We start from the raw sequence: 11,653 nt of genomic DNA on the forward strand, positions 1-11,653 counted from the left end.
CGCACGGCTTATTTGTTCAGGAGCGCGGGTAGGGGATCAGGAGAAGACGACGCCGGCAACGCTTTCATTGTCATCAGCTATGGTCACGACGGCGTCGAAATACTCCCCCGCGAGCAGGCGGGGCATCCAGTGGGCCGAATCCGGCCACATGCTGGCGTAGGGCATTTCGCCGGGCGCATACCAGGCCGGGCGGATTTCATCAGTCTCCACCGGTTCACCCTCCCAGCGGCGGGCCCGGAACAGGATGGTGGACATATCCAGCCCGGGTTGTGCGGGAAAGATCCACTCAATGGTGCCGGCCCGCTGCAGGTCCGTTTCCCGGAGCAACAACCCGGACTCTTCCTCCACCTCGCGGACGGCAGCCTGTTCCGGGGTTTCCCCCGGCTCGATGTGCCCGCCGAGGGTGACCACCCGGCCCAGGCCGAAGCCGGTCTTTTTCAGTCCCATCAGGACCTCGGGACCGCTCTGCTCCGTGTCGCGGAAGAGGAAGCAGAGCACCACGGGAGCGGCCCGGAATGCCGTCACAGTGCCCTGGGGTGCGCGGCGGCGTAAACCTCACGCAGGGTCTCGGCAGTGACCAGGGTGTAGACCTGCGTCGTGGTTACGGAGGCGTGGCCAAGCAGCTCCTGGACCACCCGCACGTCGGCGCCGCCCTCCAACAGGTGGGTGGCGAAAGAGTGGCGGAGGGTGTGCGGGGAAACATCACGGCCGATGTCGGCCTTTTCCGCGGCATTCTTCAGGATGGTCCAGGCGCTCTGCCGGCTCAGGCGTCCGCCGCGGGCGTTCAAGAACAGGGCCGGAGTGCCTTTGCCCTTCACTGCAGCAGCGGGGCGGCCGCGCACCAGGTACTCGTCCAGGGCACGTGCCGCGTAGGAGCCCAGCGGCACCAGCCGTTCCTTGGAGCCCTTTCCAAAGAGCCGCACGACGTCAGGGCCGTTGGCCGGAATGCGTTCCAGCGAGAGGTCGTCAATGTCCAGGCCCACGGCTTCGCTGATGCGGGCTCCGGTGGAGTACAGGAATTCCAGCAGCGCCCGGTCACGGAGCCCGGTGGGGGTTTCGGTGGATACGGCTTCGAGGATCCGCGTGACTTCGTTGACGCTGATCGCCTTGGGCAGCCGCTTGCCGGGAAGCGGCGGATGCACATCTGCCGCCGGGTCCGTGGTGGCCAGCCCTTCCAGCGCCCAGAATTTGTGCAGGCCGCGGACGGCGACAATGGTGCGGGCCGCCGAGCGGACGCTTAGCGCGGAGGCGCCGTCGGACCCTTCCGCGATGGATTGCGCAAAGGCGGTGACATCATGGCGGGAGATGCGGGCGATGTCCTCCACGCCGCGCGAGGCCAGGAAACGCGCGTAGCGCAGCAGGTCGCGGCGGTAAGCATCCAAAGTATTGACGGCCAGGCCGCGTTCCACAGCCATGTGCTGCAGGTAGCCGCTGATTTCACGGCCGACGGCGGTACTGCGGAGTTCTTCCGCAGCTGAGGGGCCTTTGGGGGTGGCAGCCTTGGGGGTTTTGGGAGTTTTTGAAGGGGCTGGCTTGTCCTGCGCCGGCCGGATCGGAGCAGCTGCCGTGCCGGGCGCGTCCGCCTCACCCTCAGCCGAGGCGGACGCCTGGGCAGCGTCCTGCGCCAGGGCGGCCCGGAGGAGTTCCGCGGGCGAGTCCAGGCGCATGGTGGCATTCAGCGGAGGGAACCCAAACACTTCCGTGTCGTTGTGCACAGCCGCGGACGGCGGCTGGGTCGGGGAAGGAGTGCTCGCTGGTGCCGGCGCAGCATGATGTCCGCCAGCAGGTAGATCGGAGGCGGCCATAACGGTCTGAAATCCTAAAGAACAGGGCCCTGCGGCCACGTGGAGTGCTGGGTGTGGTGTTCGGGCCAGGGAGCGTCGCCCGGGCGCAGGTTCGCGAAACCGGAGGGACGCGCTGCCGCTGCAGCCAGGACTCCGGCAACCGCGGAGGGGCTGTGCAGCCGGCCGTCCAGTGCTGCCTGCACGGCCTCGTCCAGATCCACCCACATGGAATGAATTTCCGCTTCCTCGTCGGTCCGCGCATGGCGGTCCGCTTCGGGAACCTCGGTAATGCCGCGGGCCAGGTAAATCCGCAGGGCTTCGCGGGAGGAGCCCGGGGAAAGGAACAGATCGGTGAGGACGTTCCATTCAGCGGCCTGGATGTCCGCTTCTTCGGCCAGCTCGCGGGCAGCACCCACCTGAAAGTCCTCGCCGTCGATGTCCAGCAGGCCGGCAGGGATTTCCCAGAGGGTCATCCGCACCGGATGGCGGTACTGGTTGATCAGCAGTACCTGTCCGGCATCGTTCAGCGCCAGAATGGCCACCGCGCCGGGATGGCGGATGTAATCGCGGACCAGGGGTTCGCCGTCGTCAGTCAGCTTGAATGTCTCGCTGACCACGTCCCAGACCCGCCCGGTGTATTCCACATGCGAATCCAACAGGCGCCGGGGACTGCGTTCGTCGGCGAACCCTCTGGTCTCACTCATCAGGTGCTAGCCCTTTCCGTTCTGGCGAGCCAGGGCGGCCTTTACCAAACCGGCGAAGAGCGGGTGCGGGCGCGTCGGGCGGGAGCTGAGCTCCGGGTGCGCCTGCGTGGAGACGTAGTACGGGTGCACGTCCGCCGGAAGTTCAACGAACTCCACGAGTCCGCCGTCAACGGTGGTGCCGGAGAAGGACAGGCCTGCCTCGGCAATCTGGTCGCGGTACTCGTTGTTGACCTCGTAGCGGTGGCGGTGGCGCTCGGCCACTGCGGTCTTGCCGTAGGTCTTGGCAACAACCGAGCCCTCTTCAAGCTTGGCGTCCCACAGGCCCAGGCGCATCGTTCCGCCCATGTCACCCTCGCCGGAGACAATGTGCTTCTGCTCCGCCATGGTGGCGATGACCGGATACTTGGTGTCCGGTTCGAACTCCGAGGAGGACGCGCCTTCCATGCCCACCACGTTCCGGGCGTACTCGATGACCATGCACTGCAGGCCAAGGCACAGGCCCAGGGTCGGGAGCTTGTTCTCCCGGGCGTACGTCAACGCGCCGAGCTTGCCCTCCAGGCCGCGGATGCCGAAGCCGCCGGGAACACAGATGGCGTCAACGTCACCCAGCGCAGCTGCGGCTCCTTCGGGCGTTGCACACTCATCCGAGGGAACCCAGCGGATGTTGACCTTGGTCTTGTTCGCGAAACCGCCGGCACGCAGTGCCTCGGTGACGGAAAGATAGGCATCCGGCAGGTCCACGTACTTGCCCACGAGGGCAATGTTCACGTGGTGCTTCGGGTTGTGGACAACCTCGAGGAGCTTGTCCCACTTGGTCCAGTTGACGTCCTTGAACTTCAGGTCCAGGTGCTGGACGATGTACGCGTCCAGGCCCTGGGAGTGAAGGGTCTTGGGGATGTCATAGATGCTCGGGGCATCCGGGCAGCCGACGACGGCGTCAACGTCCACGTCGCACATGCGGCCGATCTTGGCGCGCATGGCATCGGGCACCGGGCGGTCCGAACGGATGACGATCGCGTCCGGCTGGATGCCGATGGAACGCAGGGCAGCAACGGAATGCTGCGTCGGCTTGGTCTTCAGTTCCTGGGACGGACCGATGTACGGCACGAGGGAAACGTGCAGGAAGAAAACGTTGTTGCGGCCGATGTCCTGGCGCACCTGGCGTGCTGCTTCCAGGAAGGGCTGGGACTCGATGTCGCCAACCGTGCCGCCGATTTCGGTAATGATGACGTCGGGGGTCTTCTTCGCCTCGGAGGGCAGGCGCATCCGGCGCTTGATCTCGTCGGTGATGTGCGGAATGACCTGCACGGTGTCGCCCAGGTATTCGCCGCGGCGTTCCTTGGCGATGACCGTGGAGTAGACCTGGCCGGTGGTTACGTTGGCGGAGCCGTCGAGGCTCTCGTCAAGGAACCGCTCGTAATGGCCAATGTCGAGGTCAGTCTCGGCGCCGTCGTCGGTCACGAAGACTTCGCCGTGCTGGAAGGGGTTCATTGTGCCCGGATCCACATTGAGGTAGGGATCGAGCTTCTGCATGGTCACCGCTATGCCGCGCGACCTCAACAGATGGCCGAGACTTGACGCTGTCAGTCCCTTGCCAAGTGAGGACGCCACGCCACCGGTGACGAAGATGTGTTTGGTCGTAGAAGACGACTTGGGAAACCTGGAATTTGATCGCTGCACCACGGAGTTCGAGCCTATCACCTTTTGTAGATCTGATTTTGTCTGCACTGGTTATTTGTCTGCACTGGACTGCTTCTGCGGCGGATGTCCCGCCGCCGCCAGGAGCTCGACGGCGTGTGCCCGGGCGGACTCTGAGTCCTCCTGGCCCGCAAGCATCCTGGCAAGTTCCTTGATCCGCTCCGCATCGTCCAGAACGGTGACGTCGCTGGCGGTGACCCCTGTTCCATCTTCCCCCGTCGCGGACGTTTTGATGACCCGGATGTGATGGTCGGCAAACGCCGCCACCTGGGGAAGGTGGGTGACCACAATCACCTGCACATGTTTGGCCAGCATGGCCAGCCGGCGGCCGATTTCCACCGCGGCCTTGCCGCCTACGCCGGAGTCGACTTCGTCGAAGATGAAGGTCGGCACGGGGTCGACGGCGGCCAGCACCACCTCGATCGCGAGCATGACCCGGGAGAGTTCACCGCCCGATGCGCCCTTGCCCAGCGGCCTCGCCGGTGCACCGGGGTGCGGCTGGAGCAGGAAGGAGATGCTGTCCGCCCCGTGCACGCTCAGCTCCTCCACCGGCATCACTTCGATGAGCAGGTTGGCGTTGGCCATGGCCAGGGCCGAGAGCTCGTCGCTGACCCGCTGGGCGAGGTCAGCGGCAGCTTCGGTCCGCAGCTTGGTGAGGTCCGCCGCGGCGGCGGTGAGGGTCGCCTGGAGGTCGGCAATTTCCGCTTCCAGCGCCTCGATCCGGGTGCTGTCATCCCCCAGTTCGGCCAGCCGGACCCGGCTGGTTTCGGCCCACTCCAGGACTTCGTCCACGGACGGGGCAAACTTCCGCGTGAGGGCCGAGATTTCAGCGCGCCGGGATTCGACTTCAGCGAGCCGTTCGGGGCCTTCCCCGTCCAGGGATGCACTGTAGCTGGCCAGCTCGGTGGCAATGTCGGCCAGGACGTAGCCAACCTCGGCCAGCCGTTTTGCGGAGTCTGCCAGGGCGGGATCGTGCTCCCCGGCCATTTCGAGCTGGCGTTTGGCACCGTCCACCAGGGAGGTGGCATCGGTTCCGTCGGCAAAGTCCCCTGCGATCAGCGCCTGGTGGGCGCCTTCCGCAGCGGTTCGCAGTTCTTCAAAGTTGTTCAGGCGGACCGCTTCGGTCTTCAGTGTTTCGTCTTCGCCCGGCAGCAGTTCCAGCGCGTCGATTTCCTCCAGCGAGGCCGAGAGGTACTCGGCTTCCCGCAGCCGCTCGCGCGCCTGGTCCCGCAGGCCCGCGAGCTCGGCAACCGCTGCCCGCCAGCGGGCATAATCCGTTTGGTAGGAGGAGAGCACGGAGGCAAGCGCCGGGCCGGCATACTTGTCCAGCGCCTCTCGCTGCGCGGCAGTGCTCTTGAGTCGAAGCTGGTCCGACTGGCCGTGAACTGCGACAAGATGCTGGCCCACTTCCGCGAGCACGCCCACCGGAGCGGACCGCCCGCCCACGTGGGCACGGCTTCTCCCCGCAGCGTTCACAGTCCGGGCAAGCATCAGCTCGGTGATGCCGTTGTACGTTTCCAGCTCGGCGCCGGCGTCTTCCGCACGGGACACTGCGGCGTTGTCCGGAGGAAGCCGGACCACGGCTTCTGCCAGTGCCGCCTTGGCGCCCGTGCGCACGGCTCCGGCGTCGGTCCGGGCCCCCAGGAGCATGCCCAGGGCGGTGATGACCATGGTTTTACCCGCGCCTGTTTCACCGGTCACCACGGTGAATCCGGGGCCCAGCTCCAAGGTGGCGTCCGTGATGACGCCGAGGTCGCGGATACGAATTTCCTCAATCATGTGCCGGCCCTCCGCGCTCGGTCAGACGCGTCAGTTCCACGCTGTCCGAGAGGTCTCCGGGGCTGCCGACAGGACCGCGCCAGCCTTGGGTGGGCAGCTGGAACTTGCGGACCAGCCGCTCGGAGAACGGCGTGGCATGGGTGCGGGCCAGCCGCACGGGAATGTTGGAGCGGGTCACTTCCACCCGCGCTCCGGCCGGGAGTTCGGCACTGCGGCGCCCGTCGCACCAGAGCACTCCGGCGGCATTGGTCCGGGTCAGGATTTCCACGGCAAGGAGTGAATCCGGGGCGACGACGAGCGGCCGGGAAAAAAGCGCATGGGCGCTGATCGGAGCAATGAGGAGGGCTTCCACTTCGGGCCACACCACGGGGCCGCCGGCGGAGAAGGAGTAGGCGGTGGATCCGGTGGGCGTGGCCAGGACAACGCCGTCGCAGCCGAAGGAGCTGATGGGCCGGCCGTCCACTTCCACCACCACTTCGAGCATCCGCTGCCGGTCCGCCTTTTCCACGGCAGCTTCGTTCAGGGCCCAGGTGTGAACGATGAGCCGGTCTTCAAACCAGACCTTGACGTCAATGGTCATCCGTTCTTCCACCGTGTAGGCGCGCTCCACAACCCAGTGGACCGTCTGTTCCAGATCGGCGCGCTCGCTTTCGGCCAGGAATCCCACGTGGCCCAAGTTCACCCCGAGCAGCGGAACGTTGGTGTCGCGGACGAGCTCGGCGGCGCGCAGGATGGTGCCGTCTCCGCCCAGGACCATGCCCAGGTCCACCCCGTCCAGGGAGACGTCTTCATCAAGGATTTCCGTGGGGGCCGTCAGGACGCCGTATACCGCCTGGATGTCCTCCAGGTCCTTGCGCCGCATGACCGGGGTCAGCCCGGAGGCGTGAAGCTGTGTGCAGGCTTCCTGGGCCGCAGTCATGGCAGCCTGCCGGCCGGTGTGGGCCAGCACGAGTATCCGTCTGCTCATGTCTGTTGTGTCCTGTTCCGCCCCCGAGGGAGCTGGTTGGAAATCCGTCAGTCTTCTGCGGTGCGTTCCCCGCCTGCAACCCGATCAGCCGGATTATGTCCGGCTCCATCAAACCCGTCAAAGGCCTCATCCACCAAACGCCGTGCGGCTTCCTGTGCATCGGCGGGCTTTTCCGTCGCAGGGTCTCCCTGCTCCGGAACCTGCAGCCACAGGAAGAACTCCACGTTTCCGTTCTGTCCCGGCAGCGGGCTGGGCGCCAGTCCGGCGATGTCCAGGTTTTCAGCCAGGGCTGATTCAACCACGCGGGCAACGGCCAGCCGGTGCTTTTGCGGATCGAGGACCACGCCGGCTTTCTCCAGCTTCTCACGGCCCACTTCAAACTGCGGCTTGACCATGAGCAGCATGCTGCCGCCGGGGCGCGTGGCTTTGGCCAGCGCCGCCACCACCATGGTCAGGGAGATGAAGGAAAGATCAGCGACGGTGAGGTCCACCTGTCCTCCAATTGCCTCCGGATCCAGGTAACGGACATTCAGGCCTTCATGGACCTCGACCCGGGGGTCCCGGCGCAGGACATCCACCAGTTGATCGTGGCCCACGTCCACCGCCACCACATGTGCGGCTCCGCGCCGCAGCAGGACGTCGGTGAAACCTCCGGTGGAGGCTCCGGCATCCAGGCAGCGCTGCCCGGCCGGCTGCACCTGCGGAAAAGCATCCAGGGCGCCGGCAAGTTTGTGTCCGGCGCGGCTGACGTAGTCGGGGATGCCGTCGTCGAGCACTGAGAGCGCATCCTCGCCGGTCACCGACACCGAGGCTTTGCCCAGGACGGAGCCCCCGCGGGAGACCCGGCCTGCGGCAATAAGTTTGGCCGCATGGGTCCGGGAGCGGGCCAGTCCCCTGGCAACCAGTTCCTGGTCGAGTCTTGGCACGTACTATCGCTCCTCTGGCGGTTCGGCGGTCAGTTCGGCCATCAGGCTGTCATGGAGCGCGGAGTAAACGGCATGGTGGCCGGTGGAAGGCAGGTCCGGAAGGTGTCCAAGAACCGCCAGGGCAGCGTTGACCGCCGGGTCCTCCGTCTGCGTCCCGCCGTCGGGCCAGGGGCCGGCGGAAACCCGGAAATCTTCGCTAGTGTTCTGCATGCGGCGTCTGCCCATCCCTTGTTCCGACGTTTGGATCCCAGCTTATCCGTCGGTGCTGACACTCCAGCTGAGCTCGGGTGCGGTGGCGTTTTCCTCGTCCGGGAGGGCGCGCCACCACGCGGCGCAGGCTGCCCGCCAGCTGTCCAAATCGCTGCGGTTCCCGGAAATCTCCACAATGCCCCCGGTCACCCGGGCGGTTGCGGCACCGCAGCGCGCCACGCCGTCGAGCACTTCCACCGCCGGGTAGGGCTGGTAAAGCGCGTCAAGGTTTTCGAGGAGATAGGTTGGCCGTTCCGCCGTGCGGGCAGCCAGCGCGGTCTGCGGGGTGTCGACCCCGGTAAGCACCATTGCGGTGGCAAACCCGGCGTTATTGCCGCCAAGGATATCGGTGTCCAGGCGGTCGCCCACAACCAGGGGCGTCTTCGCGTCCAGGTGGCGTGCCGCCGTTCGGAACAGCGGTGCCTCCGGCTTTCCTGCCACCAGGGGCGTCCTGCCCGTGGCCGCAGCGACGGCGGCAACGAGGGTTCCGTTGCCCGGAGCGATGCCCCGGGCCTGCGGAATGGACATATCGGTATTCGTGGCGACCCATACGGCACCGCGGCCGACGGCGAAGGCCGCCTCCGCGAGGTCTTTCCAGCCGAGTGCGGGATCAAAGCCCTGGATGACGGCGTCGGGGCGGTCATCGGCGGAAAGCACCGGGACCAGCCCCTGTTCGCGCACCTGCTCGGTAAGCCAGGCGCTTCCGGTTACCAGGACCGTTGCGCCGACCGGAACGGAAGCTGCCAGCAGCTCCGCACCGGCCTGCGCCGAACCGAACACGGTCTCCGCTGTTGCCGGCGCCCCCAGCTCGCGCAGATGCGCGGCCACGGTTTCGGAGGAACGCGAGGCATTGTTGGTGACGTAGGCGAGCTGCACACCCACGCCGTCGAGACGCTGCAGCGCCTCGACGGCACCCTCAATGGCGTGCGGACCCGCGTAGACGACGCCGTCCAAGTCCGACAGGACGGCGTCGTATCCGGCAATCAGCGCGGTGGACTGCATGATGCTACGCGCGGTCCTCGTCGACGTCGCCCGAGGGTGCGTCGGCGGAGAATTCGTCGTTGTCATTGCCGTCGTCGTGCTGTTCGACGGTGTTGTCGTCGTCCTCTTCCTCGGCTTCGAGGACACCAATCACGCCTTCCTGGTCATCGGAAGGCAACGTGTCGACGTCGTCCGTCAGATCCAGATCGCCGAGCGCATCTGCAGGCTCGGTTTCGGCCGGAGCTGCGAACGGAGTGTCGGAACGCTCTGCACCGCTTCGCTCCTCACGGTCTTCGCGGGCACGGCGCGGCTTCTCCGGCTTTTCCTCTTCGTCGTCGAGGTCGTAGATGTCCGGCTCAGCGAACTCGCCGATGCCCAGTGCCTTTTCGGCCAGCAGTGCACGGTTGCGCCACTGCTCGGCTTCTTCGTTGCGGTCTGCGAGCTCCAGGGCGTCGGCGTAGGCACGGAACAGGCGGGGGCTGAAGGAGAATGCACGGTTCTTATCCAGCTGCGGGATTTCCAGTGCGGTCACGGCGGCGTCGTACTGCTCCATGTCCATGCGGGCACCCGAAGCTACGATCGCCATGTCCACCTGGCCGGCGGTATCCAGTTCCTTCGCTTCGTCCGAGCGCGAGATGTCCAGGGCGCGGTCCGGACGGCCGAGACCGCGTTCGCAGTCGGCCATCATCGCCAGGTAGGCGTTGGAGCCGCTGATGCGGCGGTAGGTGCGGAATTCGCGCAGCGCCTCAGCGAAGTTCTCGGAGGCATAGGCGGTCAGTGCAACTGCTTCGCGGACCGCAGCCATGCGTCCGCCGCGGCGGCTGGCCGCCAGCGCATGCTGGAAGGCCAGTTCGGGATCGATGTCGATCAGGCGTCCTGCCATGACCAGGTGCTTGGAGACCCACTCGCCGTTGACTTCCTCCAGGACACGCAGCTGGGCGCGGGTGACCTTGTCCAGTTCCTGTCCTGTGACGTCATCATCGATTTCCGGCGAACGCTCACGGTCCGGGCGGTTGGCGCTGCGCAGGTCGCGGGCATTGTGCTTGCGCTCAGTGACGGGAGCGTCCTCGCTCCGCTCCGGACGGCGGTTGTTGTCCTTGCCGAAAGAGGGCTTACGGTCATTGTCGCGTGCCGGACGGCGGTCATCGCCGCCACGGGCCGGACGGTCACCGAAAGACGGCTTACGGTCACGGTCACCGAAGGACTTACGCTCACCATCACGCGGCGGACGACGATCGTCCCCACCAAAGGACGGCTTACGGTCACCAAAAGAAGGCTTCCGATCATTGTCACGCGCCGGACGGCGGTCATCGCCGCCACGGGCCGGACGGTCACCGAAAGACGGCTTACGGTCACGGTCACCGAAGGACTTACGCTCACCATCACGCGGCGGACGACGATCGTCCCCACCAAAGGACGGCTTACGGTCACCAAAAGAAGGCTTCCGGTCATTGTCGCGTGCCGGACGGCGGTCATCGCCGCCACGGGCCGGACGGTCACCGAAAGACGGCTTACGGTCACGGTCACCGAAGGACTTACGCTCACCATCACGCGGCGGACGACGATCGTCCCCACCAAAGGACGGCTTACGGTCACCAAAAGAAGGCTTCCGATCGTTATCGCGTGCCGGACGGCGGTCATCGCCGCCACGGGCCGGACGGTCGCCGAAGGAAGGCTTACGGTCACGGTCACCGAAGGACTTACGCTCACCATCACGCGGCGGACGACGATCGTCCCCACCAAACGACGGCTTACGGTCACCGAAAGAAGGCTTCCGGTCGTTATCGCGCGCCGGACGGCGGTCATCGCCGCCACGGGCCGGACGGTCACCGAAGGACGGCTTGCCATCCTTGGAATAAGGCTTGCGCTCAGAAGAGGCTCCGCGCTCTCCGAAGGACTTGCGCTCACCGTCACGTGCCGGACGGCCGCCGAAGGAAGGCTTGCGGTCTTCGAAACGCTTGGGTGCATTGCGGTCATTGGTTGCAGGACGACCGCGGTCATCGCGTCGATCTGACGAGCTGCTGTTGCGGGCAGAGTTGGTTCCTTCGCTGCGCTGATCCCTGTTATTTTGCTCTGACATGCTGGTGAGTTCCTCTCGTCGTGAGCCGACCAACGGAATTTACTGCAGTCGCTCGTCACTATGGATATATAAAGTTGGTTCAAAGTTTATGGGGCCTAAAACAGGCACAGTTTGATTCTAGTGCAGTCGGCTTCGAAGATCGTTGTCCCGTGCCGTGCAGGGTGGCTGGGAATAGGTGAGACTCCCCACCTGCAGCGTTGCCGGCCGCAGCGCTCCGGTTGATCACGAGTCCTGGTTACCGGCTTCCCAGGGCCGGCGTTTCACCGGGTTCAGCGGCTTTATGAGAGATTGCCCACCTGTCGGGGACAGGCGGTATTCCGCCAAAAACTCGGGGTGTTAAACAGTTCAGGCCCGCACCATACGGTGCGGGCCTGAACCTCTCAACCAAATATTGTCCGGCGGTGACCTACTCTCCCACACCCTCCCGGATGCAGTACCATCGGCGCTGTGGGTCTTAGCTTCCGGGTTCGGAATGGGACCGGGCG

General features: G+C 65.7%; 11 protein-coding genes and 1 rRNA gene. 1 reads left to right on the top strand and 11 read right to left on the bottom strand.

Annotated features, from left to right (window positions below):
• Positions 1 to 36: 36 nt before the first annotated feature.
• The 10 genes from AC4D2Q_RS15510 to AC4D2Q_RS15555 form a co-directional block, all read right to left on the bottom strand.
• Complete coding sequence (locus AC4D2Q_RS15510; protein ID WP_490947362.1) at positions 37 to 525, bottom strand: 8-oxo-dGTP diphosphatase; 489 nt, start codon at positions 523 to 525, stop codon at positions 37 to 39.
• The gene (gene xerD, locus AC4D2Q_RS15515) at positions 522 to 1,415 is read right to left on the bottom strand and encodes a site-specific tyrosine recombinase XerD (protein WP_490925982.1); all 894 of its coding nucleotides are present in this window, start codon (positions 1,413 to 1,415) and stop codon (positions 522 to 524) included. The genes AC4D2Q_RS15510 and xerD overlap by 4 nt, the downstream gene beginning before the upstream one ends.
• Before the next feature lie 404 nt (positions 1,416 to 1,819).
• Complete coding sequence (locus AC4D2Q_RS15520) at positions 1,820 to 2,488, bottom strand: NUDIX domain-containing protein (protein ID WP_490947363.1); 669 nt, start codon at positions 2,486 to 2,488, stop codon at positions 1,820 to 1,822.
• Positions 2,489 to 2,494: 6 nt separating this feature from the next.
• Complete coding sequence (pyrG, locus tag AC4D2Q_RS15525) at positions 2,495 to 4,189, bottom strand: CTP synthase (protein WP_490947380.1); 1,695 nt, start codon at positions 4,187 to 4,189, stop codon at positions 2,495 to 2,497.
• 30 nt (positions 4,190 to 4,219) lie between these two features.
• Positions 4,220 to 5,965, bottom strand: a complete 1,746-nt coding sequence (gene recN / locus AC4D2Q_RS15530; RefSeq protein WP_490947364.1) for a DNA repair protein RecN — start codon at positions 5,963 to 5,965, stop codon at positions 4,220 to 4,222.
• On the bottom strand, positions 5,958 to 6,932 hold the full coding sequence (locus tag AC4D2Q_RS15535; protein ID WP_490947365.1) for an NAD kinase: 975 nt from the start codon (positions 6,930 to 6,932) through the stop codon (positions 5,958 to 5,960). Before AC4D2Q_RS15535 ends, recN begins: the two co-directional genes overlap by 8 nt.
• Before the next feature lie 47 nt (positions 6,933 to 6,979).
• Positions 6,980 to 7,858, bottom strand: coding sequence for a TlyA family RNA methyltransferase (locus tag AC4D2Q_RS15540; RefSeq protein ID WP_490947366.1), 879 nt, complete (start codon positions 7,856 to 7,858; stop codon positions 6,980 to 6,982).
• Between the two features lie 3 nt (positions 7,859 to 7,861).
• Complete coding sequence (locus AC4D2Q_RS15545) at positions 7,862 to 8,068, bottom strand: hypothetical protein (protein WP_490924888.1); 207 nt, start codon at positions 8,066 to 8,068, stop codon at positions 7,862 to 7,864.
• Positions 8,069 to 8,110: 42 nt separating this feature from the next.
• Positions 8,111 to 9,109 carry an HAD-IIA family hydrolase gene (locus AC4D2Q_RS15550; protein WP_490947367.1) on the bottom strand — a complete coding sequence of 333 codons (999 nt, stop codon included), beginning with the start codon at positions 9,107 to 9,109 and terminating at the stop codon, positions 8,111 to 8,113.
• 4 nt (positions 9,110 to 9,113) lie between these two features.
• A complete protein-coding gene (locus tag AC4D2Q_RS15555; protein ID WP_490947368.1) occupies positions 9,114 to 9,971 on the bottom strand; it encodes a hypothetical protein in 858 nt (285 codons plus the stop codon).
• Between AC4D2Q_RS15555 and AC4D2Q_RS15560 the strand changes: the two genes are divergently transcribed.
• Positions 9,924 to 11,102, top strand: a complete 1,179-nt coding sequence (locus tag AC4D2Q_RS15560; protein WP_490947369.1) for a hypothetical protein — start codon at positions 9,924 to 9,926, stop codon at positions 11,100 to 11,102. The two genes, AC4D2Q_RS15555 and AC4D2Q_RS15560, sit on opposite strands and share 48 nt — an antisense overlap.
• A gap of 459 nt (positions 11,103 to 11,561) precedes the next feature.
• Here AC4D2Q_RS15560 and rrf read toward each other — a convergent pair.
• Positions 11,562 to 11,653: ribosomal RNA gene (gene rrf, locus AC4D2Q_RS15565) — 5S ribosomal RNA — on the bottom strand; the annotation flags it as partial.

The organism is Arthrobacter sp. TJ-178, assembly GCF_058269275.1.